The sequence below is a fragment of the Streptomyces sp. YPW6 genome (assembly GCF_018866325.1).
In the GTDB taxonomy this organism is placed as follows: domain Bacteria; phylum Actinomycetota; class Actinomycetes; order Streptomycetales; family Streptomycetaceae; genus Streptomyces.
Genome location: NZ_CP076457.1, coordinates 4,207,725 through 4,232,398, shown reverse-complemented (window position 1 = coordinate 4,232,398; position 24,674 = coordinate 4,207,725). Strand labels below are relative to the sequence as shown.

General features: G+C 73.2%; 22 protein-coding genes. 8 read left to right on the top strand and 14 right to left on the bottom strand.

Features of this window, described 5'->3' with window-relative positions:
- Positions 1-15: 15 nt before the first annotated feature.
- Positions 16-1,473: an aldehyde dehydrogenase family protein gene (locus tag KME66_RS18800; protein ID WP_216323951.1), complete on the bottom strand. Its 1,458-nt coding sequence runs from the start codon at positions 1,471-1,473 to the stop codon at positions 16-18.
- 58 nt (positions 1,474-1,531) lie between these two features.
- Positions 1,532-2,395, bottom strand: a complete 864-nt coding sequence (locus tag KME66_RS18795; RefSeq protein WP_216323948.1) for a helix-turn-helix transcriptional regulator — start codon at positions 2,393-2,395, stop codon at positions 1,532-1,534.
- A gap of 357 nt (positions 2,396-2,752) precedes the next feature.
- On the opposite strand from KME66_RS18795, the gene KME66_RS18790 reads away from it, so the two are divergent.
- Complete coding sequence (locus tag KME66_RS18790; RefSeq protein ID WP_073225866.1) at positions 2,753-3,250, top strand: ATP-binding protein; 498 nt, start codon at positions 2,753-2,755, stop codon at positions 3,248-3,250.
- Positions 3,251-3,296: 46 nt separating this feature from the next.
- Here the strand turns inward: KME66_RS18790 and KME66_RS18785 are convergent, their stop codons facing one another.
- Positions 3,297-3,539 (bottom strand): DUF397 domain-containing protein, encoded by a 243-nt coding sequence (locus KME66_RS18785; RefSeq protein WP_073225869.1) that lies wholly within the window; start codon positions 3,537-3,539, stop codon positions 3,297-3,299.
- A gap of 253 nt (positions 3,540-3,792) precedes the next feature.
- Between KME66_RS18785 and KME66_RS18780 the strand changes: the two genes are divergently transcribed.
- Positions 3,793-4,308 carry a hypothetical protein gene (locus tag KME66_RS18780; protein ID WP_216323945.1) on the top strand — a complete coding sequence of 172 codons (516 nt, stop codon included), beginning with the start codon at positions 3,793-3,795 and terminating at the stop codon, positions 4,306-4,308.
- Positions 4,309-4,338: 30 nt separating this feature from the next.
- Here KME66_RS18780 and KME66_RS18775 read toward each other — a convergent pair whose 3' ends face one another.
- Together KME66_RS18775 and KME66_RS18770 are read right to left on the bottom strand one after the other, a co-directional pair.
- Entirely contained in the window at positions 4,339-6,465 is a 2,127-nt protein-coding gene (locus tag KME66_RS18775; protein WP_216323943.1) for an FUSC family protein, read from the bottom strand.
- Positions 6,466-6,503: 38 nt separating this feature from the next.
- Positions 6,504-7,667 (bottom strand): DUF2786 domain-containing protein, encoded by a 1,164-nt coding sequence (locus KME66_RS18770; protein WP_216323940.1) that lies wholly within the window; start codon positions 7,665-7,667, stop codon positions 6,504-6,506.
- Positions 7,668-7,729: 62 nt separating this feature from the next.
- Here KME66_RS18770 and KME66_RS18765 point away from each other — a divergent pair, with 62 nt between their 5' ends.
- Complete coding sequence (locus KME66_RS18765) at positions 7,730-9,457, top strand: bifunctional 3'-5' exonuclease/DNA polymerase (protein ID WP_216323937.1); 1,728 nt, start codon at positions 7,730-7,732, stop codon at positions 9,455-9,457.
- 244 nt (positions 9,458-9,701) lie between these two features.
- Here the strand turns inward: KME66_RS18765 and KME66_RS18760 are convergent, their stop codons facing one another.
- The 4 genes from KME66_RS18760 to KME66_RS18745 all read right to left on the bottom strand — a co-directional run bounded on the left by KME66_RS18760 (position 9,702) and on the right by KME66_RS18745 (position 13,856).
- Positions 9,702-10,616 (bottom strand): hypothetical protein, encoded by a 915-nt coding sequence (locus tag KME66_RS18760; RefSeq protein ID WP_216323935.1) that lies wholly within the window; start codon positions 10,614-10,616, stop codon positions 9,702-9,704.
- Between the two features lie 157 nt (positions 10,617-10,773).
- On the bottom strand, positions 10,774-11,283 hold the full coding sequence (locus KME66_RS18755; RefSeq protein WP_073225893.1) for a SigE family RNA polymerase sigma factor: 510 nt from the start codon (positions 11,281-11,283) through the stop codon (positions 10,774-10,776).
- Positions 11,284-11,457: 174 nt separating this feature from the next.
- A complete protein-coding gene (locus KME66_RS18750; RefSeq protein WP_216329451.1) occupies positions 11,458-12,318 on the bottom strand; it encodes a carbohydrate-binding protein in 861 nt (286 codons plus the stop codon).
- A gap of 158 nt (positions 12,319-12,476) precedes the next feature.
- Complete coding sequence (locus tag KME66_RS18745; protein WP_216323933.1) at positions 12,477-13,856, bottom strand: alpha-lytic protease prodomain-containing protein; 1,380 nt, start codon at positions 13,854-13,856, stop codon at positions 12,477-12,479.
- Between the two features lie 201 nt (positions 13,857-14,057).
- Between KME66_RS18745 and KME66_RS18740 the strand changes: the two genes are divergently transcribed.
- Entirely contained in the window at positions 14,058-14,738 is a 681-nt protein-coding gene (locus tag KME66_RS18740) for a phosphotransferase (protein ID WP_216323931.1), read from the top strand.
- 240 nt (positions 14,739-14,978) lie between these two features.
- On the opposite strand, the gene KME66_RS18735 is transcribed toward KME66_RS18740, so the two are convergent.
- On the bottom strand, positions 14,979-15,260 hold the full coding sequence (locus KME66_RS18735) for a DUF3263 domain-containing protein (protein ID WP_216323929.1): 282 nt from the start codon (positions 15,258-15,260) through the stop codon (positions 14,979-14,981).
- Positions 15,261-15,359: 99 nt separating this feature from the next.
- Positions 15,360-16,637: an ABC transporter substrate-binding protein gene (locus KME66_RS18730; RefSeq protein ID WP_073225911.1), complete on the bottom strand. Its 1,278-nt coding sequence runs from the start codon at positions 16,635-16,637 to the stop codon at positions 15,360-15,362.
- 387 nt (positions 16,638-17,024) lie between these two features.
- On the opposite strand from KME66_RS18730, the gene KME66_RS18725 reads away from it, so the two are divergent.
- From KME66_RS18725 to KME66_RS18715, 3 genes are all read left to right on the top strand, one after another.
- Entirely contained in the window at positions 17,025-17,957 is a 933-nt protein-coding gene (locus KME66_RS18725; protein ID WP_073225916.1) for an ROK family protein, read from the top strand.
- A complete protein-coding gene (gene nagA, locus KME66_RS18720) occupies positions 17,957-19,114 on the top strand; it encodes an N-acetylglucosamine-6-phosphate deacetylase (protein ID WP_073225919.1) in 1,158 nt (385 codons plus the stop codon). Before KME66_RS18725 ends, nagA begins: the two co-directional genes overlap by 1 nt.
- A 150-nt stretch (positions 19,115-19,264) precedes the next feature.
- The gene (locus KME66_RS18715) at positions 19,265-20,191 is read left to right on the top strand and encodes a 1-phosphofructokinase family hexose kinase (protein WP_073225924.1); all 927 of its coding nucleotides are present in this window, start codon (positions 19,265-19,267) and stop codon (positions 20,189-20,191) included.
- A 72-nt stretch (positions 20,192-20,263) separates the two neighbouring features.
- Here the strand turns inward: KME66_RS18715 and KME66_RS18710 are convergent, their stop codons facing one another.
- Complete coding sequence (locus tag KME66_RS18710; protein ID WP_073225928.1) at positions 20,264-21,265, bottom strand: carbohydrate-binding protein; 1,002 nt, start codon at positions 21,263-21,265, stop codon at positions 20,264-20,266.
- A gap of 144 nt (positions 21,266-21,409) precedes the next feature.
- Positions 21,410-23,068 carry a diguanylate cyclase CdgB gene (cdgB, locus tag KME66_RS18705; protein ID WP_073225931.1) on the bottom strand — a complete coding sequence of 553 codons (1,659 nt, stop codon included), beginning with the start codon at positions 23,066-23,068 and terminating at the stop codon, positions 21,410-21,412.
- Positions 23,069-23,466: 398 nt separating this feature from the next.
- On the opposite strand from cdgB, the gene KME66_RS18700 reads away from it, so the two are divergent.
- The gene (locus tag KME66_RS18700; RefSeq protein WP_073225934.1) at positions 23,467-23,973 is read left to right on the top strand and encodes a flavin reductase family protein; all 507 of its coding nucleotides are present in this window, start codon (positions 23,467-23,469) and stop codon (positions 23,971-23,973) included.
- A gap of 143 nt (positions 23,974-24,116) precedes the next feature.
- Here the strand turns inward: KME66_RS18700 and arfB are convergent, their stop codons facing one another.
- Positions 24,117-24,551, bottom strand: a complete 435-nt coding sequence (gene arfB / locus KME66_RS18695) for an alternative ribosome rescue aminoacyl-tRNA hydrolase ArfB (protein ID WP_073225937.1) — start codon at positions 24,549-24,551, stop codon at positions 24,117-24,119.
- Positions 24,552-24,674: the final 123 nt, after the last annotated feature.

Below are 24,674 nucleotides of genomic sequence, written 5' to 3'. Positions count from 1 at the left end.
CGTCAGGACGTGGCGTCAGTACGGGAAGACCGAGCGGCCGTGCTGGATCGACATCCACCGCTGGGTGGTGAACGCCTCCACCGCCGCCTCGCCGTTCAGCCGCCCCACCCCGGAGGTCTTCTCGCCGCCGAACGCGACCAGCGGATCGTCCTGCACGGTGGAGTCGTTGACGTGGAACATCCCGCTGACGACGCGCTGGGCGAACTTCACACCGCGCTCCGCGTCCCGGGTGTGGACCGCGCCGCTGAGACCGTACGGGCCCTCGTTGGCGATCCGCACGGCCTCGTCCTCGCCGTCGAACGTCATCAGCAGGGCCACCGGGCCGAGGATCTCCTGCGTCAGCAGCGGGGAGTCCTCGGCGAGGCCGGTGAGGACGGTGGGCCCGACGACGTTACCGACGGTCCGGCCCCGGACGAGGGCCGTCGCGCCGTCCGCGATCGCCCGGTCCACCAGGGCGTCCAGCGCGTCGGCCTGGAAGGCGTTGATGACCGGACCGATCCGGGTCTCCGGGTCCCGCGGGTCGCCGGCCTTGAGCGCCGCCACCTCGGCGGTGAAGCGCTCGGTGAACTCCGCGGCCACCGACCGGTCCACCAGGATCCGGTTGGCCGCCATGCTGACCTGGCCCTGGTACAGGAAGCGGCTGAAGACGGCGGACCGGACCGCGTAGTCGATGTCGGCGTCCTCCAGCACCACCAGGGCGCTGTTCCCGCTCAGTTCGAGGATGGTCCGCTTGAAGGCGCCGGCCGCCGTGGCGGCGACGTGCCGTCCGACCCGGTCGGAGCCGGTGAACGAGATGACCTTGGGCACGGGGTGCTCGATGAACGCGTCACCGATCTCGGCGCTGTCGGTGATCACCACGTTGAGCAGCCCGGCCGGCAGCCCGGCGTCCTCGAATATCCGCGCTATCAGGCCGCCTCCGACGACCGGGGCGTTCTGGTGGGGTTTCACGACGACCGCGTTGCCGAGGGCCAGGGCGGGCGCGACGGACTTCATCGTCACCAGGAAAGGGAAGTTGAAAGCGCTGATGACTCCGACGACGCCGACGGGAAGCCGGTAGAGCCGGTTCTCCCGGCCGTCTCCCACGGCGGGCAGCAGCCGCCCGGTGGGCCGCAGCGCCTGGCGGATCGCCTCCCGCAGGAATTCGGCGGCGCTGTCGACCTCGTACCGCGCGCGCGGCCGGGTGCCGCCCAGTTCGTCGATGATCGCCTCGGTGATCTCCTCGGCGCGCTCGCCGGTGATACGGAGCGCGCGTTCGAGGACGGCCCGCCGCTCGTACGGGTTGACCCCGGCCCATTCCCGCTGCGCCCGCTCGGCCGCCCGGTAGGCCCGGTCGACCTCCAGCGCGGTGGCCACGGTGACCGCGGCGAGTTTCTCACCGTTGTAGGGATTGAAATCGATGATGTCCCACGAGCCGCTGCCGGTCAGCCACTCACCGTCGATGTACTGGTGTGCCAGTTCATGGAAGAAGGACATGCAATCCCTTACTGCAGGCGTTCGCAGACTCCTGATGTGACGTCATCGTAACGAGAAATTACGTCAGTTGGAGTAGTCCGCGCAGAAGATCCCGGCTCTCTTCCGGAGACGGGCTCTCCTGGGCCAGGGCGGCCATCGCCTTTTCGTACTGCGCGACTTCTTCGGGCTTGTCCAGATAGAGCGCGCTCGTCAGCTGCTCCAAATAGACAATGTCCGACAGATCGGATTCGGGAAAGCGCAGCATCGTGAATGAGCCGCTCTCGCCCGCATGACCGCCATGACTGAAGGGCATGACCTGAAGCGTGATGTTCGGCTGCTCCGACATATCGATCAGATGCCGCAACTGGGCGCGCATGACCTCGCGTTCGCCGTACGGGCGACGGAGTGCCGCCTCGTCGAGCACGGCGTGGAACGCCGGAGCGCGCTCCGACACGAGGATCTTCTGGCGCTCCAGGCGGAGGGCGACGCGGCGGTCGATCTCGGCGGGCGAGGCGCCGCGCATCCCGCGCGCGACGACGGCGTGGGCGTAGGCCTCGGTCTGCAGCAGTCCGTGCACGAACTGGACTTCGTAGATGCGGATCAGGGAGGCGGCGCCCTCCAGGCCGACGTACGTCTGGAACCAGCCGGGCAGCACGTCGCCGTAACTGTGCCACCAGCCCGCCACGTTGGCCTCGCGGGCCAGGCCGAGGAGCGAGTCCCGCTCCGCCTCGTCGGCCACTCCGTAGAGCGTGAGCAGGTCCTCGACGTCCCTGGCCTTGAAGCTCACCCGTCCCAACTCCATGCGGCTGATCTTCGATTCGGAGGCCCGGATCGAGTAGCCGGCCGCCTCACGGGTGATACCGCGCGACTCCCGCAATCTCCTGAGCTGGGAACCCAGGAGGATGCGCCGCACCACCGATCCACTCGACTCGCCTGCCGACACTGGCCCGACCCTCCCCATCGCTCTCCCTGGCACCGGAGCCCCCCGGAACCCCGACTGCCGGATTCTGCCACCAAAACGCTTCAGCCCGTACTCATTCGGTTACGGAAATGGGAAGACGTCCGGAAAGCTCCGAAACTGGCCCCGGGAAGAAATGCCCCGCAACCACCACGGTATCGGGCAGGTCCGGCGCGTGCACGTGCATCTGCCCTTGCATCTGCTGTGCGCATTCGGAACAGTGGTCCTCGCGCACCTGCGTGCTCGTGTTGTGCCGCTGTACCCCCCGCAGTACCGCTACAGGCAGTGCCGCTACAGCCGCGAATCCCGGGAGTGCCTCGTATGGGGACGAATGGATCGACGATGCTCGAGCCGTTACGGCAGGGGCTTCCCCCCACCGACCCCTCGGGGGTTGCCGGATCGGCCTCGTGCGCCCTGCCCGCGCGCTACGAAGCGGTCTCCGGGGCACGGAAGTTCACCCGGACCACCCTGGAGCGGTGGGAGCTGGGCGACCGGTTCGACGATGTCGCCCTCGTGGTGTCCGAGCTCGTCACCAACGCCCTGCGGCACGCGCTGCCCGGCGATCCGCCCCGGGAGTTCCAGGACCCGCCGGTGCGGCTGCACCTGATGCGCTGGACCTCGCGGCTGGTGTGCGCGGTGCGCGACCCCAGCCGGGAGAGCCCGGTGGCGGGCGAGGCGGCGGATTCCGCCGAATCGGGCCGCGGACTGTTCCTGGTGGAGTGCGTCAGCGACAGCTGGGGCTGGCACCCCTCTCCCGTGCCCCTCGGAGAGCTGCCCACCGGACCGCTGTACGGCAAGGTCGTATGGGCGCTCTTCCGCCTGCCGGAGAAGACGGAGTAGGGCTCACCGACGCCCCGGTCCGGCCCCTCGGGGGCCGGGCCCGGCGTCAGGCGCCGGTCGCGAGATGGTCGAACTCGCCGTCCTTGACGCCCAGCAGCAGCGCCTCGATCTCCGCGGGCGTGTAGACGAGAGCGGGCCCGTCGGGGTGACGGGAGTTGCGCATCGCCACATTTCCACCGGGCAGCCGCGCGAACTCCACGCAGGAACCCTGGGAGTTGCTGTGCCTGCTCTTCTGCCAGACGACTCCGCGAAGCTCTGTGGCCGCCATGCCGTTGTACACGTGGTGCACAGGACGCTCCCCGAGTTGCAAGGTGCAAGTGTCAACTAGCTCGGATCATAGCTCTGTTCATATGCCCATGCATGAGCAGATGCACGTGCACGGCGGGTGTTCCTTCGATTACAGGCTTATCCACGCGGGCCGCGCCTCCGGAAGAGAGACGAACGGCACGCCTATTTCGCTCCCGCTTACCGGAGTTGATCCGTGAAGACCTTGGTAACGTGGCGCGGTCTTTCGACCGGAAAGCAACAAGGGGGAACTCCACGTGACCAGCTCTCCACGCACCGGCGCCATCGCGGTGGCCGCCCTGGCCGCCTCGTTCACCTTGGTCGCCTGCGGCAGCGACGACGCACCGAAGGACTCCGGCGCGGACGCGCCGGCGAGCGCGGCGCCCGGCACCGGTGACGGCGGCTCCGGGGAATCCGGCGGGAGCACCGCCGGCGCCGCCGCCCTGGAGGGCACCTGGGCCGGGCTGACGGACGGCAGGAACGTCACGGTCTCCATCTCCTCCGGCAAGGTCGCCCTCGTCGCCGACCGGTCCGTGTGCCAGGGCGACGTGCGGGAGATGGACGGCGCGCCGATGCTCGCGCTGAAGTGCACCGACGGCGGCGGCGCCGACCGGACGATGGGCGCGATCGACTCCGTCGACGGCTCGAAGCTGGTCGTCTCGTGGGACAGCGGTGCCGAGGACACCCTCACCAAGGCGGACCCGGGCAAGCTGCCGAGCGGGATGCCCTCGCTTCCCGGTCTCCCGGACCTGTCCGAGATCCCCGCGCCGTAGGGCCTGTCGGCCCGGGAAGCACCGGGGCGCTCAGTTCCCGGCGAGGGTGCTGCTGACGCGGGTGGAGCCGCCGCGCTCGTCCAGGGCGCGGGTGAACTCCTCCAGCGCGTCCAGCAGCAGCGCCGCGCCCCGGCGCACGACCGGGTCGCCGACCGGTGTCGTGCCGTCGTCCGTCGGGGTGGGCATGTCCCAGTGGGCCACCGCGTCCACCACCGGCTGCCAGTCGGGCAGCCGCCGCTCCCGTACCGCCTTGGCGCCCTTCTCGGTGGCCCGGCGCAGCGCCTCGGCCAACTGGGCCGCGCCGGGCACCGGGTCGGCCGACCGGGCCGGCAGATGGGCCTCCAGCACCATCGCGGACCGGCCCAGCTGGGCCAGCGCGTGCTGGGCGTCGGTGGCCGCGGCCCGCGAGATGCCCCGGTGGCGTACGGGTTCGTGCTGGGCGGTCGCCAGCGCCTCCTGCCACGCGACGCGGGCCTCCCGGGTCGCGATCAGCGCCTCCCGGACGTCCTCGTCGTCCCGGGAGGCGGGGTCGGCGTACCGGTCGACGACCGTGGCCGCGTACCGGCCGTCCGCCACCAGCCACTCGGCCAGCCGGTTGCGCAGCCGCGGCGTCTCCCAGGCCGGGTAGAGGGCGTACGCGATCATCGCGAGGAGCCCGCCGGCGAGGGTCAGCACGATGCGTTCGGTGACGGTCTGGGACCAGTCGTCGCCGGCCATGCCGAGGAGGAAGACGACGTACGCGGCGACGCAGGCCTGGCCGACCGCGTAGCCGGTGCCCATCAGCAGGAACATCAGCCCGGCGCAGACCACCGCCAGGAGCGAGGAGAGCCGGGCGTCGGGGTGGGCGGTCTGCACGGTCGCGGTGGCGAGCCCGACGCCGACCAGGGTGCCGCCGAAGCGTCCGGCGGAGCGGGCGTACGTCTGCGAGAAGTCGGGCCGCATCACCATGACGGCGGTCATCGGCGCCCAGTAGCCGTGGCCGAGCGGCACCGCCTCGCCCAGGAAGTAGCCGGAGACGGCGACCACCGCCACCCGGATCGCGTGGCGCATGACCGGCGAGCCGTGGTGCATCTCGCGGCGCATCGCGGCCAGCACCACCGGGACCAGCTTCAGCAGCGAGGGCCGGTGCCGGGTGTCCGGTGCGAGGTCCGTGGGGATCCCGCTGTCGGTCCCGGTGCCCTCCGCGATCTCCAGGACGTCGTCGAGCAGGGCCGAGAGGCGGTCGGCGGCGCGGCGGGCGGGGCCGACGAGGATCACGTCGTTGTCGGGGGTCTTCAGGACGCCGAGGTCGGTGACGGAGAGGTGGACGGGCTCACCGTGGCGGACGGCCCGCGCGGCGGCGTCCAGGACCGATCCGGCCGCGCCCAGCAGTTCGTTGACCCAGAGCCGTTCCAGCCCGCCCCCGGGCACCCCCATCGCCGGGTCCGCCAGCGAGGCCAGCACCGGGCGCAGCCGCTCGGCCACGCCCCGGGCTCCGCGCAGCTCGGCGGGGCGGCGGCGGGCCTGGCGCGAGGTGACGGCGGCGGCGCTGCGGGCGGTCATCAGGGGCAGCGGGTCGAAGGGGGCGACCGGGTCGTGGCGCAGGCGGCGGGCGTAGTCGGCCTCGGCGGCCAGGGCGTCGGCGAGCGCGTCGCGCTGGGCGCCCCATCTGCGGACCGGGAAGAGGACGATGAGCGCGGCCTGCACGAGGCCGCCGACGGCGATCATCCCCGCGTGGACGGCGGCGTCCACCACCGAGGTGGGCAGCGTGATGGTCACCAGCATGATCGCGACGTTGGACGCGGCGATGATGCCGGCCGTGGGGCCCGCCGCCCAGGCGAGCCCGGCGAGGAAGGTCCAGAGGCCGAGCAGGCAGAGGAAGAGCACGACGTGCGCGCCGCTGACGTACCCGACGAACGTCGAGACGGCGAGGCTCGCGCCGGAGACCAGGGCCAGGACGGGGCGCGGCCGCCAGCTGCGCTGGAAGGTGGCGATGGCCGCCTGGAACGCGCCGAACGCGGAACTCGCCGCGATCTCCGGGCCGAACAGCACGAGGCTGATGCCGATGACGAGGGCGAGGCCGGCCGCGCCCCGGACGGCGATGAGGGGTTCCAGTTTCTGCCGCTCGATCTCCAGCCCCGAGCGGGCGGTCTCCTTCAGCGCCCGGAGCCAGCTCATGGGCCGAGCCTAACGGGACCAACACGGACAAGCCCGACTTAAGCCATGATTTCCCCGTCGGGTCGGTGCGGCGTGCCGCCCACCCGGGCCCGGTCGGCGGCCTCGGTGCCGTGCGTCCAGCCGGCCGGATCGACGACCCCGCGCAGCCGGGTGGTCGTGGTCCGCGGGAACATCCGCTCGGCGGTGTCGGCGACGGCGACGTCACGCGCCGCGAGGACGGGGAGCAGTCCGCCGTCCCCGCCCGTGCCGGCCTCCGCGGTGACCCGCTCGGCGTCGGCGGCCAGCCGTCGGCCGAGGCGCTGGGCGTACCCCCTCCAGAACGCCTGCCGGAAGGTCTTGGTCCGCTTACGCCCTCCGGCGCGCTGTCCGGCCTCCGCCCGGGTCATCGCGGTCGTCCCCTGGACGAGCAGCGAGGTGAACAGCAGCTCGACCGCCTCCAGGTCCGCGTCGAAGCCGACGACCGTGGAGAAGCCGAGGTCCTCGTTCCACACGGCCCGGCAGCGGTTCGCGGCGGCGACGGCGTCCAGCAGGACCGCCTTGTCGCTCTCGTACGGGGGTTCCACCCCGACCCGGCAGGCCCCCGGCATCGCGCGGCTCCGCGTCCGGGCGGCGAGCAGGGCCTCGTCGATGGTGTGCCGGGCCATCAGCTCCTGCGCCTTGGTGGTCAGTGCCTCGGCCTCCTCCGGGAAGCCGGTCGCCTCCGCCTTCGCCAGCAGCGCCCGGATCCGGGTGAGCACGCGGGGCTCGTCGGCGGCGGGCAGCCGGTGCGGAAGGCCGGCGGCGGCCCCGGGCGGCGGTCCGACGGGCTCGATGGCGGGCAGCCGCAACAGCACCCGGTACAGCTCCAGCAGACCGGCGGCGTACGAGAACCGGTCGGGCCGGTTGCGCGGCACGGGCGGCGGGAGCTCCGCGAGCTGCTGCCGCCACCGGGGCGGCAGCTCCGGGTACCGGGCGGTCTCGGCGACGACCAGGGTCCCCGCCAGCGCCGCCCGCCGCTCGTCCAGCTCCCGCCGGACGAACCGGACCAGGTCGGCGGGGTGCCAGCCGCGCTCCCACGCCCGGCGCACGAACTCCTCACCGCGCCGGTGCGCCGCGTCGTCGGCGTCCGGGGCGGCGGCGAGCAGGGAGGCACCGGTGTCCAGGGCGGCGTCGCCCTCCGCGTAGAGGGCCGCCGCGCAGGCCCGGTCGATCACGGATTCCATCCGTCCAAGGGTAGGCGCGCGGCTCCGGGGCGTTGTCAGTGGCGGGTGCCAGACTCGTCCCCATGACCGGACGGTGGGCGGTGGCGGCCGCGGACGGGGGCGGGGCGCTGCTCGCGCCGCTCGCCCGGGACGGCACGCCCGCCGGTCCCGTCGTCGCCGAGCCCGACCTCGTCGAGGCGGTCCGCTCCCGCCCCGACGTGGTGCGCTGGGTGTGGCGGTCGACCGCCGAGGTCTACCCCCGGCTGCTCGCCGCCGGGGTCCGGGTCGAGCGGTGCTACGACATCGAGTGCGCCGAGCTGCTGCTGCTCGGGCACGCCGGGCGGCTCGGCGAGCCCCGGTCGGCCGCCGCCGCGCTGGCCCGGCTGGACGACGCCCCGGTGCCGCCCGACCCGCCGGCCCGGTCCGCCGAACCGGGCGCGCAGTCCTCCCTCTTCGAGCCGTCCTCGGGGCCCGGCGTGCCGTTCGAGGGGCTCCTGCGGGTCTACGCGGACCAGCTGCGCCGCCATGACGCGGCCGAGCACCCCGACCGGATGCGGCTGCTGACCGCGTCGGAGTCGGCGGGCATGCTCGTGGCCGCCGAGATGCACCGGGCCGGGCTGCCCTGGCGCGCCGACGTCCACCGGGAGGTGCTGAACGGCCTGCTGGGCGAGCGGTACGCGGGCGGCGGCGAGCCCCGCAGACTCGCGGAGCTGGCGGACGAGGTGTCGGCCGCGTTCGCCCGCGGGGCCTCCCCCGGTTCTCCGGGAGCCGGGGTGAGGGTGCGCCCGGATCTGCCCGCCGATGTGGTGAAGGCGTTCGCGCGGGCGGGGATCGCGGTGAAGTCGACCCGGCGGTGGGAGCTGGAGGGGCTGGACCATCCGGCGGTCGAGCCGCTGATCGCGTACAAGAAGCTGTACCGGATCTGGACCGCGCACGGCTGGTCCTGGCTCCAGGACTGGGTGCGCGAGGGCCGCTTCCGCCCGGAGTACCAGCCGGGCGGCACGGTCAGCGGCCGCTGGACGACCAACGGCGGCGGGGCGCTCCAGATCCCCAAGGTGATCCGGCAGGCCGTCGTCGCCGATCCGGGCTGGCGGCTCGTCGTCGCGGACGCCGACCAGATGGAGCCCCGGGTGCTGGCGGCGATCTCCCGCGACCGGGGGCTGATGGAGGTGGCCGGCCATGACGGCGACCTCTACAAGGCCCTGTCCGACCGGGCGTTCTCCGGCGACCGCGAGCACGCCAAGCTGGCGCTGCTCGGCGCGATCTACGGCCAGACCTCCGGGGACGGGCTGAAGAACCTGGCCGCGCTGCGCCGCCGCTTCCCGCTGGCCGTCGCCTATGTCGACGACGCGGCGCGGGCGGGCGAGGAGGGCCGCGTGGTGCGGACCTGGCTGGGCCGCACCAGCCCGCCGGTCGTCTCCGCGGGACAGAACGAGGAGGCGGGCATCCCCCAGGAGGACCCCGGAGGCTCCGGCGACGACCCGGGCCCCGGGTCCGCCTCCGGCGGCGGAACGGCCCGGGCCCGGGGGCGCTTCACCCGTAACTTCGTGGTGCAGGGCAGTGCGGCCGACTGGGCGCTGCTGCTCCTGGCGGGGCTGCGCCGGTCCCTCTTCGCACAGGGGCTGCGGGCGCAGCTGGTGTTCTTCCAGCACGACGAGGTGATCGTGCACTGCCCGGCCGAGGAGAGCGCCGCCGTCGCCGAGGCGATCCGGGCGGCGGGCGAGCTGGCCGGGCGGACCGTCTTCGGCGAGACGCCGGTGCGGTTCCCCTTCACGACGGCGGTGGTGGAGCGGTATTCGGACGCGAAGTGAGCCCGCGCTCCCCCTCCGTCGCCGCGGCCGGGGCGGCGCGACTCCTCAGGGTACGGACCCGCAGAACGCGGACCCACGGTCGGAACGAGGACCCACAGAGCGCGGACTCACAGGGCGCGTACCCACGGGCGGAACGAGAACCCACGGGACGCGGCGGCACAGGACGCAGCAGCGCAGGACACCGCGGCACGGGACACGGCGGCACAGGACACGGCGGCCGGGGCGGCGCCCCTCGGGCCCGGGGCTACCGCTGCTGGAGCTTCGGCCACTCCGGGCTGATGACCAGGGCGATGAGCTGGTCCATGGTGAGCGCGGGCGCCTTGCGGGTGGCGGGACTCGACTGCTCACCGGAGTTGAAGGCCGAGACGACGATCCGCAGGCCGTCCGGGCGCATGCTGTCGGCCGTCCACATGACGACCCCCGCGCCGCCCTTCTCGCCGGGCTTCTTCGCGGTGGCGAGCAGGGTGCCGTCGGGCCGGGTGGTCGCGTCGCCGTAGAGATCGCCCGCGACGTCCCGCATGTCCGGCTGCACATTGATCTGCACGAGGGAGCGGCCCTTGCCGTCGTCGACGACGACCGAGGCGAACTCGCCCCCGCTGTCCGTCACGTCCGTCACCGTCAGCCCCTCCGGCAGCAGGGCGCGGAAGGTGGGCATCAGCAGCGTGTAGTCGAGCGGCGGAGCCGGGATCCCGGCGTCGTGCGTGCCGCGTGAGGCCGGGTCCGGCGACGGCTCGCGGGTGCCCGCACCCGCCGTGGGAGTGGCGGACGCGGACCCGGCTGTCGGCGCGTCCGAGGGCGAAGGGGCGCCCTTCGCGGCCTTCTCCGGGTCACTCGTCGGCGCGGGTGTCGGCGTCGCGGTGTCCGTGGCGGTCGGCGTGGGCGTGGAGGTATGCCCGACCGGGCCGCTGCTCGCGACGTTCACCCCGTCCCCGGAGGGGCCCAGCTGGCCGGTGGCGAAGGTGACTCCGCCGCCGACGAGGGCCAGGGTCAGCACGCTTCCGGCCACGGCGGCGACGCGGCGGCGGCGCACGGTGCGCCGCCCCTGTTCCAGCGCGCCGTCCACCAGGGCGGCGCGGCCGGACAGCTCGAAGGTCCCTCCGGCACGGCGCAGTTGAGAACCGAAGCTGTCCTCGAACGGGAGCTCGTCTTCGTTGGGCATGGGGAACCACCACTTCTCGTATCGGATTGCTCGACAGTTCGACGGCCCTCGGGGGCCTGGGGTGAGGAGCGCCCTCACCGGCGGCTCCGGGGAGCCGCGGGCGGGCAGCCGCCGTACCGACGGTTCTCCGGAACCGCGGGGCGGGAGTGCCCGTACGTCAGGAGGCGGCGAACTCCGCGATGCTGCCGCCCAGGTGTTCCCGCAGCCGGCCGAGCGCCCGCACGCAGCGGGTCCGTACGGCGGCCGGGCTGACCTGGAGGGCGGCGGCGGTCTCCTCGATGCTGCGGTCCTCCCAGTAGCGCAGGACCACGACCGCGCGGTCCTTCGGCGCCAGTTGGGACAGGGCGCGCAGCAGCGTCATCCGCAGTGCCGGGTCGTCGGGGGCGGCCGGAGCACGCTCGGGCAGTTCGGCCAGCGGGCGTTCGCCCGCAGAGCGACGCCGCCGATGGGTGAGGAAGGTCCTCACCAGCACGGTCTGCGCGTACGCCGCCGGGTTGTCGATGCGGCGGGAGCGGCCCCACGTCACGTACATCCGGCTCAGCGTCTCCTGCACCAGATCCTCGGCCAGATGCACATCACCGCTGGTCAGCAGGCAGGCCGAGCGGAACAGATGCCCGGCCCGGCCGGCCGCGAACACTCTGAACTCCTCGGTGCGCGCACCCTTCATGTCTTCCCCCGTCCATGTGTTCCGCCCTTCCCCCTCTACGACGCGGTGGGGCCGGGCAAATGTTTCGGACGGTACGCGAGAACTTTCCGGCCGCACGCGAAGAGGCGCCCCGTTCACGCGCCGGACGGCGTGAACGGGGCGCGGGCGGGGCCGGGCGCTCGCTGTTTCTGGCGTCTACCCGCGCTCCCACAGCGCGGGGACGTTCGGCGGCTCCCAGCCGGCCATGGCCTGGTGCGCCTGCAGACAGCGGTAGGCGACCCCGCCGTAGGTCACGCGGTCGCCCGCGCGGTAGGAGGTACCGGGAGCCCAGCTGGTCCCCGGCTCGGTGGGTGGGTCGGTGGGCGGATCGGTCGGGTCCGGCGTCTGGGCGACGTCCAGGACGAAGTCGAAGGAACCCTGACGCCCGTTCCCGGCGCTGCGGACGTTCATCAGCAGCACGGGGTCGAACAGGGCGTCGGTGGCGTTGCGGGGCTCGTTCGGGAAGTACAGCTGGGTGGTGAGGATGCGGCCGCCGGGCGCCTGCGCCTTCACGTGGATGTGGCGCGTGCGGCCCGGGTAGAGGCCCGGCACGATCGTGGTGAGGCTGAACGAGCCGTCCGCGCCGGTGAACTGGTGTCCCCGGAAGGCGAACCGGGCCATGTCGTACGCCCCGTTCGTGTCCGCCTGCCAGAAGTCGAGCAGGGCCCCGGCGACGGGCCGGCAGGCCCGGCCGAAGACGTAACCGCTCACGGTGAGCGGTACGCCCGGGGTGCCGGGGGTCACCAGGCTGGTGCGGCGCGGCGAGTTGGGCTTGAAGTACGGCCCCTCCATCTGCGGCGGCGTCGTGTCGTCGCCGTCGTCGCACTCCGGGGTGGGGGCCAGGGGCCCGTTCCCGGTGGAGGCGGCGTCGCGGGCGAGCGCGACGCCTCCACCGGCGAGCAGCGGCGCGGCGCTCGCGACGAGTGCGGCCTTCAGGAGGCCCTTGCGGCTGATCCGCCGCCGGCCGCCCGACGTCTCGTCGGACGCGTCCGGTTCCTGCGGGGGTGCGTTGTCCATGGGTGGGGTCATGACGGTTTCCTCGGAGTCCTCGGGGAGCCTCGACGCGGGGAGGCGGGAGGCGGGGGAGGTTCAGGAGGTGCTGTGACGGGGCGCCGGAGCCCGGACCCGGGGCGGCCGGGCCGCGCCGGGCCGGGTCCTGGGCGGTCCTGGCGCGGTCAGATCCGCTGCCAGAGCGCGGGGACGGCCGCGGGGGTCCAGCCGGGCTGCGCGGTGTGCGCCTGGAGGCAGCGGTAGGTCGCTCCGCCGTACGTCACCGTGGCTCCGACGGCGTACGCGGTGCCGGCCGCCCAGGTGCCGCCCGGCGGGTCGGTGGGCGGGTCGGTCGGCGGGTCGGTGGGCGGATCGGTGGGCGTGCCGCTGGTGACCAGGGTCAGCCCGTACGCCTGGAGCAGCGGGTTGATCGGCTGGAAGTACGTCGTACCGCCCGACGAGCAGTTGCCCGAGCCGCCGGAGGTGACGCCCTGCGCCTGGCTGCCGGAGATGTACGAGCCGCCGGAGTCACCGGGCTCCGCGCAGACGCTGGTGCGGGTCACACCCGAGATGGTGCCCTCCGGGTAGGTGACGCTGGTGTTGAGCTGCTGGATGGTGCCGCAGTGCCAGCCGGTGGTGGAGCCGGAGCGGCAGACCGAGGCGCCGACGACGGACGCGGTGGAGCCGGCGACGGTGACGTCGCCCCGCCCGTAGCCGTTGACCGTCGGGCGCGGGGTCCAGTTGCTGTTGGTGGCGACCCAGGCGATGTCGCGGCCCGGGAAGGTGGAGCCCTGGAAGGTGCCCTGGGCCTGCTGGTTGAAGCCGGTGGTGGTCGTGCCGACCCGGCCGCAGTGGCCCGCGGTGGCGAAGCCGTTCTGGGTGCCGCGCTTGACGGAGAAGCCGATGGAGCAGCGGCCCGAGCCGTTCATGTAGTACGCGTCGCCGCCCCGGAGGTCGGCGAAGGTGCGGGGCTTCTCGGCGGAGCGGGCGACGGTGACGAGGGAGCTGTCGACCCCGGCCGCCGTGAGGAAGGCGGCTCCGGCGGCGGTGCTCGCGGCGTTCACGACGATCCGGTTGGCCTCGACGTCGACGTACCAGACGGGGACGTCCTTCGGGGCCTTGCGCAGGGCTGCCCGGTCGAGGGTCTCCTTGACCCCTTCGAGCCGGTCCAGGCTGTGCTCGACGATCTCGGCCCGTGCCCCGGCCTCGGTGATCCGGGCGGCGTCGGAGGCGTCGGTGGTGGCGACGGTCAGGGTGGCCTTCGCCCCGCTGACCCGGGCTCCGGCGTAGTCGGCGCCGAGGGACTTCTCCAGACCGGCGGCGATGGCGGCGGCGCGGTACTCGTTCGCTATCCGGCTCCGGGCGTCGTCCGCGTCCAGGCCGAGGTCGCGCTCCATGGCTGCCAGCAGTCCGGGCGACAGGCTGCCGGCGGAGACCGGCGCGGCGGTGCTGCCCACGGGGTCGGCGGACGCCACGCCGGTGAGCCCGGCGAGGGCGAGCGCGCCCACGGCCACCGTGGCGGTGCCGGCGACGAGGGCGCGTCTGCGGAGCGTGGTTCTCTCCACGTGACTCTCCTTGGTTCAGGGGGTGTCCGGATCCGGCGGGGATTGGTCCGGACCAGGGAATTGCCGAAACCGTAGCGGCGGCGGCACCCGGCACAGGAGATCCCGTTCACCCCCTCCCTCCGCGTTATGGGGGCCGGACGCCCCTCTTGGAACCGGAAGCCGTCTCCCCTCCGGCGGGACGGCCCGGGTAGGTTCGCCCTCATGCACACAGGGCAACTTCTGGGCTCGGGACGCACCGCCGACGTGTACGCGCTGGACGGCTCCTGGGTCCTGCGCCGCTACCGGGACCGCTCCGACACCACGGAGGAGCTGGCCGTGATGAGTTACGTGGGCGCTTTCGGCTTTCCGGTGCCGCGCATCGGCCCGCCCGCCGAGGGGGCCCGCCCCACGGACCTGGTGCTCCAGCGGCTGACCGGCCCGACCCTGGCCGAGGCCCTGCTGACGGGGCGGCTGGGGGCGGCCGAGGCGGGGGCCCTGCTCGCCCGCCTGCTGCGGGAGTTGCACGCGATACCGGCCCGGGTCTCGACGGACCCGCAGGACTGCCTGCTCCATCTGGACCTGCATCCGGAGAACGTGATGCTGACGGACGGGGGCGCGGTGGTGATCGACTGGTCCAGCGCGGCGGAGGGCCCGCCCGGCCTCGACCGGGCGATGTCGGCGCTGATCCTGGCCCGGATCGCGCTCGACCCGGCCTTCCCGGCCGGGGCCGACGTACGGCCGCTGCTGGCGGCGCTGCTGGCCGAACTCGCCGACGACGGGGGCGTGTCGGCCGCCGACCTGGCGCCGGCCCGCGCCCGCCAGCGGCAGAACCCGTATCTGACGGAGGCCGAACGGGGCCGCCTGGACGGGGCGGTGGACCTGGTGCTGGACACCGCGCCGTGAAGAGATCGATCCTCACCGGCGGTTGAGGAGCGGCGCCCTGGGCGGAGCCCTCGGCGGCGGGCAGCGGGGCTCGGGGCGGGAGCCCGCGGCGAGGGAGCGGCGGGCACCCGGGGAGGCACCTGCGGCGAGGGACCAGCGGAATCCGGGGGCGGCACCGCGGCGGGGATCTGCCGGGCCCCGGGGGACGACACCCGCGGCACTGGACCAGCCGGGCCCCGGCCGGACCCGCGGCAGGAGCGCTCAGCGGCGTCCGCGCCGCGCGTCCCGCACCCGCCGCAGCCGGTTCACCGTGACGGGGTCCTCCCGCAGCGCCCGCTCGTCCTCGATCAGCGCGTTCAGCAGCTGGTAGTAGCGGACCGGCGAGATCCCGAGCTCCTCGCGGATCGCCCGCTCCTTCGCCCCGGGCCCCGACCAGGGCCGCCGCTCCAGGGCGAGCAGGGCCCGGTCCCGTACGGACAACTCGTCCGCACCGGGCGCGGGCGCGGCCGGGGCATCGTGGTGCTCGTCGTCGGGGGCGGTCATGCCGTCCAACCTAATACCCGCCCCCGACACCCCGCGCGGCCCGGCGCCTCGCGCGGCCGGCCCGGCGCCGTCCGGGTGGCCTGCGGCGGCCACCGGCCGCTACTCGGCGGCTTGCGCCTGCGCCGCCTCGGCGGCTATCTCGCCCAGGACGCTCTCGGGGTTGCTGCCCGGCGCGACCGCGCCGCCGATCTTCTTCTTGATCGCCTCGCTGACCGTGGCCCAGGACGTCTTGCCGAACGGGGGCAGGGTCGAGTTGGGCAGCGCGGACAGGAACTCGTGCAGCTTGGCGTGCTTCTTGTCGGTCTCCATCGCGGCGGAGGCGCTGCCGGTCACCGGGAGGAGGTCGTACTCCTCGGCGAACTCCAGCACGTTCTCGTCGGAGTAGGCGTAGTCCAGGAACGTGCCGATCTCCTTGCGGTGACCGTTCTCCTTGAAGCCCATCATCCAGTCGGCGACACCCATGGAGCCCTTGGTCGGGCCGTCGGTGCCGGGCAGCGGCACCATGCCGACCTTGACGCCCTTGGCCTCGGCCTCGTCCATCAGGGTGGGGTGGCCGTTGAGCATGCCGACCTCGCCGTCGGTGAACGCCTCGAAGGCCTTCGCCCGGTCCAGCTTGCCCGGCGCGACCGGGCCGGTGAGGCCCTTGCCGACGAGGTTGTCCCGCAGCCAGCGGAACGTGGCGACGTTCTCGGCCGAGTCGATGTCGTACGAGCCGACGTCGTCGGTGTAGCCGCCGCCACCGCTGAGCAGCCACATCATGGTCTCGGCCTGGGCCTCCTCCTGGCCGAGCGGCAGGGCGAAGGGGTAGTCGACGCCCTTCGCCTTCAGCGCCGCGGCGTCGCTGCTGATGTCGTCCCAGGTCTCGGGGGCGTCCAGGCCCGCCTGCTCGAAGAGCTTCTGGTTGTAGAAGAGCAGTCGGGTACTGGCGACGAAGGGCAGGCCGTACAGCGTGCCGTCGACCTTGCCCGCGTCGGTGAGCGAGGGCAGGAAGTTGGCCGTGGTGCGGATCGCGAGCATCTCGTCGGCGGTGTAGAGCTTGCCCGCCTTGGCGTAGTCCGCGTACGCGCCGATCTGGGCGATGTCCGGCGCGTTGCCGGCCTCGACCATCGCGCCGACCTCGCGGTCGACGTCCTTCCAGGAGAGGACGGTGACCTCGACCTTGATGCCGGGGTGCTCCTTCTCGAAGCCCGAGGCGACTCCGCTCCAGTACTTCTCGGAGCTGTTCTCCGGCCCGGTGCCGTAGTCCGCGGCGACCAGCTTCAGCGTGACGTCGCCCGACGCGGCATCACCGCCGCAGGCCGACAACGTTGCTGCCATTCCCAGCGCGGCCACCGCCGCGGTCAGACCCAAAAAGCGCCGCTGCACAGCCTCGCCCATCCTCGTCGATCACCTTGCCCGCGGGCGGTGCGCACGACGCACGCCGCCGGCCTCGGCCGCGGCAGCGCCGCCCTGTCCTGGCACCGTCCGGATGAACAGCGATTTTCCCCCATTGCCGACGCGAAGGTCTACACCACCGGCGTATCGCTTCGGCAACGTATACGGGCCCGGAGCACCACAACTGGCTTACGGGCACTGGAAGTCGGGAACCCCGAACCGTATCTTGGTCCAGACCTTTGGCCCGGATTCCGCCGATCCCGGGTTCCCATTCGTGACTTCATGGGAGAAAAAGGGCCACCTTCACTCGTTCGTCATTTTGTATGGGTGCGCAACAAACCACGCTAGTGGACTAGACCTTTTGGGGGTCGGCGGGCGAAACTGTCTCCCGTGAGACATGTCATCGCCCTCGATGTGGGCGGCACCGGAATGAAGGCCGCACTGGTCGGGACCGACGGCACCCTCCTTCACGAGGCGCGGCGGGCCACCGACCGGGAGCGCGGCGCCGAAGCGGTCATCGAGTCGATCCTCGCGTTCGCGGCGGATCTGCGGGCCCACGGCGAGGAGCACCTCGGCGAGAGCGCCGTCGCCGCCGGGGTCGCCGTGCCCGGCATCGTCGACTCGGCCGAGGGCATCGCGGTGTACGCCGCGAACCTGGGCTGGCGCGACGTACCGCTGCGCGCCCTGCTCTCCGAGCGGCTCGGCGCCATCCCGGTCGCCCTCGGCCACGACGTCCGCACCGGCGGACTCGCCGAGGGCCGCATCGGGGCCGGGCGCGGCACGGACCGCTTCCTCTTCGTCCCGCTCGGCACCGGCATCGCCGGGGCCATCGGCATCGGCGGCGCCATCGAGTCCGGCGCCCACGGGGACGCGGGCGAGATCGGCCACATCGTCGTCCGCCCGGACGGCCCCGACTGCGGCTGCGGCCAGCGCGGCTGCCTGGAGACACTGGCCTCCGCCGCCGCGGTGACCCGGGCCTGGGCGGCCGCGTGCGGGGACCCCGGGGCGGACGCCGCCGACTGCGCGAAGGCCGTCGCGTCCGGCGATCCGGCGGCGATCGAGGTGTGGCGGAACGCGGTCGACGCGCTCGCCGCCGGCCTGGTCACCGCGCTCACCCTGCTCGACCCGGGCACGCTCATCATCGGTGGCGGTCTCGCCGAAGCCGGGGAAACCTTGTTCACACCACTGCGTGCGGCCGTCGAGGAACGCGTCACGTTCCAGAAGCTGCCCCACATCGTCCCGGCGGCCCTCGGGGACACCGCCGGATGCCTGGGCGCGGGGCTGCTCGCCTGGGATCTACTCGCCACGGAGGTTTCCGCCTGATGGGCCCACGCGCAGCAGACAGCACCGTTCTCGCCGGCGCCCGGGTGGTGCTCCCCAGCGGCACGGTCGAGGACGGCCGGGTGACCGTCGAAGGCACCCGTATCGCCGCCTCGGCCCCCGAGGGTGCCCGGACCATCGACCTCGCCGGGCACTGGGTGGTCCCCGGCTTCGTGGACATGCACAACCACGGCGGCGGCGGGGCCTCCTTCACCTCCGGCACCGTGGAGGAGGTCCTCACCGGCATCCGTACGCACCGCGAGCACGGCACCACCACCCTGGTCGCCTCCACCGTCACCGGCGAGATGGACTTCCTCGCCCGGCGCGCGGGCGTCCTGTCCGAGCTGGTCGAGCAGGGCGACCTGGCCGGGATCCACTTCGAGGGCCCCTTCATCTCGCCGTGCCGCAAGGGCGCCCACAGCGAGGGGCTGCTGCGGGACCCGGACCCGGCCGAGGTCCGCAAGCTGCTGGACGCCGCCCGCGGCACCGCCCGGATGTTCACCCTCGCCACCGAGCTGCCCGGCGGCATCGACTCCGTACGGCTGCTCGCCGAGCACGGGGTCATCGCCGCCATCGGCCACACGGACGCGACGTACGAGCAGACCGTGGAGGCCATCGACGCGGGCGCGACCGTCGCCACGCACCTGTTCAACGCGATGCCCCCGCTCGCCCACCGCGAGCCGGGCCCGATCGCCGCGCTCCTGGAGGACGACCGGATCACCGTCGAGCTGATCAACGACGGCACGCATCTGCACCCGGCCGTCCTGGAGCTGGCCTACCGGCACAAGGGCGCCGGCCGGGTCGCGCTGATCACCGACGCGATGGACGCGGCCGGTTTCGGCGACGGGGAGTACCAGCTCGGTCCGCTCGCGGTCGAGGTCACCGACGGAGTGGCCCGGCTGGTGGAGGGCGGCTCGATCGCCGGCTCCACGCTCACCCTGGACACCGCGTTCCGCCGGGCGGTCACCCTCGACGCGATCCCCGTCGAGGACGTCGTCCGGTCCATCTCCGCCAACCCGGCCCGGCTGCTCGGCGTCGACGACCGGGTCGGTTCGCTGGACCCGGGCAAGGACGCCGACCTGGTGGTCCTCGACGAGGACTTCGTCCTCAAGGGCGTCATGCGCCGGGGCGAGTGGATCATCGAGCCGAAGACGGCCTGAGACACCCTGCGGGCGAGCACGTAACGAAGCGATGGCGGTCGGCCCTCAGGACTGGGCCGGCCGTCACCGCTTTGGCATGATCATCGGATCGTGCCACGAGCCGGGGGCACGCAGCGCTGGGGCCACGCACCGAGGGAGGGACCGGACCAGGTGATCCTGACCGTCACCCTGAACACCGCGCTCGACGTGACGTACACCGTCGACGCGCTCGTCCCGCACGGCAGCCACCGGGTCGGCGAGGTCACCGAACGTCCCGGCGGCAAGGGCCTGAACGTCGCCCGGGTGCTGGGGGCGCTGGGCCACGACGCCGTGGTCACCGGCTTCGTCGGCGGTGCGACCGGAGACGTGCTGCGCGGCCTCCTCGCCCCGCTCCCGCCGCGCGACGCCCTCGTCCACGTCGCCGGGAACACCCGCCGCACCCTCGCGATCACCGACCGCTCGACCGGCGACACCACCCAGCTCAACGAACCCGGACCGCAGGTGAGCCCCGCCGAATGGGCGGCCTTCCTGCGGACGTACGAGGAGCTGGTCGCCGGGGCCGACGCGGTCGCGCTCTGCGGCTCCCTGCCGCCCGGCATCCATGTCGGGGCGTACGCCGAGCTGGTCCGGATCGCCCGCGCCGCCGCCGTACCCGTGCTGCTGGACACCAGCGGCGAACCCCTGCGCCGGGGCATCGCCGCCCGCCCCGACCTGGTCAAGCCGAACGCCGAGGAGCTGGCCCGGCTGACCGGTTCCCGCGATCCGCTGCGCGCCGCGGGGGACGCCCGCCGGCGCGGGGCCCACGCCGTGGTCGCCTCGCTCGGCCCGGAGGGGGTGCTCGCGCTCACCCCGGACGGCGTCTGGCGGGCCGCCCCGCCCGCACCCGTGCGCGGCAACCCGACCGGAGCGGGCGACTCCGCGGTCGCCGGGCTGCTGTCCGCCCTGGCCGAGGGGCTGCCCTGGCCGCAGCGGCTGGCCCGGGCGGTGGCCCTGTCGACGGCGACGGTGCTGGCCCCGGCGGCCGGCGAGTTCGACGCGGCGGCCTACGCGGAGCTGCTGCCGCGCGTCACGGTGGAGCCGCACGTCCCGGCCCCCTGACCGACCGCCCGCACACGCCGACGCCCCGGCCACCGGGGCGGTGATCGGGGCGTGGGACGCGCGCGGGGGCGGTCAGCTCTTGAAGTGGCCCGCCTTCAGCTCCAGCTGGTCGAGGTTGGCGTCGCACTGGTCGCCTTCCTCACAGGACAGCTTGAGGGTGTTGGCGCCCTTGTCGAGCTGGACGTACGCGTAGGTGTTCGTCCAGCCCTTCTCCAGGTCGCCCTCGGCGGCCTTCGCGAAGTTCTTCATGTTGATGGAGCGGGGCTTCTGGTCGTTCACCGTCAGGGTCGTCTTCGCGTCCTTGCCGGGCACGCCGTAGGTCACGTACAGCGTGTACGGGCCGGCCTCGGGCACCTCCACCGACCAGGTGGCCGACCGGCCGACCTCGTTCAGGTTGATGTAGTTGCCGTTCGCGCTCTTGGCGCCCTTGACCGTGGAGTCCAGGGCCGCGGTGCCGCCCAGCGTCAGCGTCGCCGCGTCCTGCTTGGGCAGCTCGACCGGCTCCTCGGTCTCCTCCGGCTTCTCCGGCTTCTTCGACTCCTCGACCTCGTCGGCGGGGCCCTGCGAGGAGGACGCCTCGTTGTTCTTCGCGTCCTTGTCGCCGTCGTCGCCCGTGAGCAGGGCGGCGCCGATGCCGACGAGGACGACCGCGACCACGGCGACCGCCGCGATCAGGAGCGCCTTCGTGTTCGGGCCGCCCCGGCCCGTGCCGCCGCCGTGGCCGCCCTGGGCCGGGGGCTGCCCGTGGGACGCGCCGCCGGGGTAGGTCTCGGGGGCCGCGTACTGCGGGTTCGGCCGGTTGTACTGCTGCGCGGGCTGGCCGTAGGTCTGCTGGGGCGGGTAGCCGTAACCGCCCTGCTGCTGCGGCGCCTGCTGCTGGCCGTACTGGCGCTCCCCGACGGCACGCACCTGGTTGTAGGACGTTCTGGGCACGCCCGGCTGCGCGGCCGGACCCGGGTAGCCGTACCCGCCCTGGCCGGGCGCCTGGGCGCCTGCCGCCTGTCCGTCCGCGTACAGATAGCCGAACGGATCGTCGTCCTCGGGCTTGCTCGCGCCGTTGTTTCCGGCCGTCATCCCTGGGTCACTCCTCACCATCTCGCCAGCCGTCGCCGACCGGCCGAGCCTACCTCGAACGGAGCAGCCCCCGAATTGCGCTCACCCACCGGGGCGACGCCGGAGGAACCGGTACGGGGTAGGGGGAGGAACACGCCATGAACGTCATCCGGCCCTGCGGTGAACCTTCGACCGGGACCGTTTTTCCACGTACATCCGCTGGTCGGCGGAGCGCAGCACCTCTTCGACGGTCATGCCGCACTCGGCCCATCCGATGCCGAAACTCGCTCCGACCCGGACCGCCCGGCCGTCGACCCTTATGGGCGGAATGATGGCATTTCTCAGACGAACGGCCAGGTCAGCGGCGTCCGCCGCCCCGAGGCCGTCGGCGAGGACGACGAATTCGTCACCCCCGAGCCGGGCGACGGTGTCACCGTCCCGGACACAGGTGCTCAGCCGCCGGGCGACCTCGATGAGCACGGCGTCGCCGGTGTGGTGTCCGAAGCGGTCGTTGATGGACTTGAAACCGTCGAGGTCGCAGAAGAGGACCGCGAGCCCCTTCGTCCCGTCGTCGTGCTCCGGATCCGGGGCCAGCGTGTGCACGTGGTGGTCGAAGGGCCCGCCGCCGGGGACGGCCTCGCCCTCGTAACCGTCGGCCTGGTAGCCGTGGGTGAGGGAGGACTCCACGTCCCCGTACGCCGCGTCCAGCGCCTCGATCGCGGTGGCGGCCGGGGAGGAGTGCGGCCGCTCGCAGATCCGGGCACTGAGCCGCGACTTGAGCTCGGCGCTGTTGGGCAGCCCGGTCAGCGCGTCGTGCGAGGCGCGGTGGGCGAGGTTCAGCTCGTGGCGCTTGCGCTCCTCTATGTCCTCGACATGGGTGAGCAGGAAGCGCGGCCCGTCGGCGGTGTCCGCGACGACCGAGTTGCGCAGCGAGACCCAGAGATAGGTGCCGTCACGGCGGCTGAGGCGCAGCTCCGCCCGGCCGCCCTCTGCCGAGGTCCGCAGCAGGGTGCCGATGTCCTCGGGGTGGACCAGGTCGGCGAAGGAGTAGCGGCGCATCACGGAGGCCGGGCGGCCGAGCAGCCGGCACAGGGCGTCGTTGGTCCGCAGCAGCCTGCCCTGCTGGTCGCCGCCCATCTCGGCGATGGCCATACCGCTGGGCGCGTACTCGAAGGCCTGGCGGAAGGACTCCTCGCTGGCACGCAGCGCCTGCTGCTCCCGCTCCAGGCGGACCAGGGCGCGCTGCATGTTGGCCCGCAGGCGGGCGTTGCTGATGGCGATGGCGGCCTGGGAGGCGTACATCTGGAGCGCTTCGCGCCCCCATGCGCCGGGGCGGCGTCCGTTGCGCGGCCGGTCCACGGATATGACCCCGAGGAGGTCGCCCTCGCCCGACGAGGCGTACATCGGGGCGTAGAGCCGGTCGAGGGGATGCCACTCGTCCTCGAACCGGGGTTCGGGTCCCTCGGTGTGCCACTGCGGTACGTCGTCGTCGAGGAGGACCCAGCCCTCGGTGTGCGGGATGAAGCGGAGACCGCCCCACGCCTCGCCCATGGAGAGCCGGCGGTCCCAGGAGTCACGGGAGCCGACGCGGCCGGTGATCAGGGCTTCGGCGGCGGCGTTGCCCGCGAAGGCGGCGATGACGAGGTCACCCTCGGGCCGGACCAGGTTGACGCAGGCCAGCTCGTAGCCGAGGCCCCCGACGATCCCGTCGACCACGCTCTGGAGCGTGTCCGCGAGACTCCGCGCCGTGTTGAGATCGGCGACGGCCTGGTGCAGCTGCCGCATGGTCGCCAGGCGGACGTACGGCTCCGACTCGGCCTCCATCGCTCGCACCCCCGGGACCTCGACAGCAACTCCAGGTTTCATATCGACGTACTTATCGCAGTGTCACGGCCACTGAATCACAGTGAGCTGTGCACCCGGTACACAGGGTCAGCAGAAAATGGACTCTGTGACCCAAGTCACAACAGATGACCGGGTGATGCCGGTGACTCACGGCGACGGTGATCGTCCCGTGGTCACTGGGAGGAACGGATTCCCCTTGTGCGCCCGCGTACGCCCCCTCTCTTCCGCTTTCCCCCTCCGTCGCCCCTTCCGGGGTCCTAGGACCTGCCTGGTTCCCTGGGCCGATGCGGCCGTCCGGGCCGCGCGGTTAGCGTCGTGGTGTGCTCCAGACGACGACTCCCACCCCGCGCCCCGAGCCCATCCCCCATGCTGAGGGAGTGAGCAACGACGAGTTCCGGGCCGCCCTCGCGCGGCTGGCCGCCGGGGTGGTGCTGGTCACCGCCCAGGAACCGCCCCTCGACGAGGACGGTCTGGGCGAGGACGTGGGCATGACGGCGACCGCCTTCATGTCCGTGTCCCTGGAACCGCCCCTGGTGATGGTGAGCCTGCGCAACGGCTCCCGGATGGACGACCTGCTGGACGAGCAGCCGCTGTGGGCGGTCTCCGTCCTGGCCGCGAGCCAGCGGCACATCGCGGGCCGGTTCGCCATGAAGGGCCGGATCAGCGACCGGCTGCTGTTCGAGGACGTCGCGTACGTACGGGGCGAGGTGACGCGTGCGCCGCTGGTCGGCGGGGCGCTGGCGACGCTGGAGTGCCGCACCGAGCAGCGGGTGGTGGCCGGGGACCACACCCTGGTGATCGGGCGGGTGCTCACGGCGGAGCTGCCGAGCCCGGAGGGCGAACCGCTGACGTACTTCAAGGGGCGCTACCGGCAGTTGGGCTGACGGTCCGTTCCGGCGGCGCGGGAGGCCCGGCCGCGCGGGAAGCCCGGGGCAGCGCTGGAGGCCCGGCGGCGCAGAGAACCCGGCGCGGGAGGCCCGGCCGCGTGGGACGTCCTCGCCGGGAGGCGCGCCCGTGGCCGCGCGGGCTACCAGTCGCGGCCGGAGCGCCCGCGCTTGGTCTCGCCGCGCTGCTTCTTCTCGCGCAGCCGGCGCTCGTTGATCCCGCGCGGGACCTTCCGCTTGATCCGGGGCTTGGGCGGCGGTGCGGTGGCCTCGGCGAGGAGGGCGGCGAGCCGCACGGCGGCCGTCTCGCGGTTGCGCCACTGGGAACGGTGCTCGGAGGCCCGCACCGAGACCACCCCGCCCACCAGCCGGCCCGCGAGCCGCTCCAGCGCCCGCGCCTTCCACACCTCGGGGAGCGCGTCGGTCGCGGCCAGGTCGAAGCGCAGCTCCACCTGGGAGTCGCTGGTGTTGACGTGCTGGCCGCCGGGCCCGGAGGACCGCGAGAAACGCCACAGGAGCTCGGCCTCCGGGAGGGAGACCGAACCGCGGATGACATAGGGCCCGGACATGACACCCATGGTCCCTCCCCCGCACCCCGCCCGTCACCTTCTTTTGCACTGCTCGGGCCCCCCGCGCCCGGAGGAAGTTCGTAAAGAAAGTAAAGCGAGCAGGAACCTCGTGGTCCGCCGCACGCGTTATGA

What these genes read in the sequence shown, in the direction of transcription:
- KME66_RS18800 (WP_216323951.1), bottom strand. Translation starts at nt 1,473, where the DNA reads ATGTCCTTCTTCCATGAACTGGCACACCAGTACATCGACGGTGAGTGG.
- KME66_RS18790 (WP_073225866.1), top strand. Translation starts at nt 2,753, where the DNA reads ATGCTCGAGCCGTTACGGCAGGGGCTTCCCCCCACCGACCCCTCGGGG.
- KME66_RS18775 (WP_216323943.1), bottom strand. Translation starts at nt 6,465, where the DNA reads ATGAGCTGGCTCCGGGCGCTGAAGGAGACCGCCCGCTCGGGGCTGGAG.
- KME66_RS18770 (WP_216323940.1), bottom strand. Translation starts at nt 7,667, where the DNA reads ATGGAATCCGTGATCGACCGGGCCTGCGCGGCGGCCCTCTACGCGGAG.
- KME66_RS18765 (WP_216323937.1), top strand. Translation starts at nt 7,730, where the DNA reads ATGACCGGACGGTGGGCGGTGGCGGCCGCGGACGGGGGCGGGGCGCTG.
- KME66_RS18760 (WP_216323935.1), bottom strand. Translation starts at nt 10,616, where the DNA reads ATGCCCAACGAAGACGAGCTCCCGTTCGAGGACAGCTTCGGTTCTCAA.
- KME66_RS18755 (WP_073225893.1), bottom strand. Translation starts at nt 11,283, where the DNA reads ATGAAGGGTGCGCGCACCGAGGAGTTCAGAGTGTTCGCGGCCGGCCGG.
- KME66_RS18750 (WP_216329451.1), bottom strand. Translation starts at nt 12,318, where the DNA reads ATGGACAACGCACCCCCGCAGGAACCGGACGCGTCCGACGAGACGTCG.
- KME66_RS18740 (WP_216323931.1), top strand. Translation starts at nt 14,058, where the DNA reads ATGCACACAGGGCAACTTCTGGGCTCGGGACGCACCGCCGACGTGTAC.
- KME66_RS18735 (WP_216323929.1), bottom strand. Translation starts at nt 15,260, where the DNA reads ATGACCGCCCCCGACGACGAGCACCACGATGCCCCGGCCGCGCCCGCG.
- KME66_RS18730 (WP_073225911.1), bottom strand. Translation starts at nt 16,637, where the DNA reads ATGGGCGAGGCTGTGCAGCGGCGCTTTTTGGGTCTGACCGCGGCGGTG.
- nagA (WP_073225919.1), top strand. Translation starts at nt 17,957, where the DNA reads ATGGGCCCACGCGCAGCAGACAGCACCGTTCTCGCCGGCGCCCGGGTG.
- KME66_RS18710 (WP_073225928.1), bottom strand. Translation starts at nt 21,265, where the DNA reads ATGACGGCCGGAAACAACGGCGCGAGCAAGCCCGAGGACGACGATCCG.
- cdgB (WP_073225931.1), bottom strand. Translation starts at nt 23,068, where the DNA reads ATGGAGGCCGAGTCGGAGCCGTACGTCCGCCTGGCGACCATGCGGCAG.
- arfB (WP_073225937.1), bottom strand. Translation starts at nt 24,551, where the DNA reads ATGGGTGTCATGTCCGGGCCCTATGTCATCCGCGGTTCGGTCTCCCTC.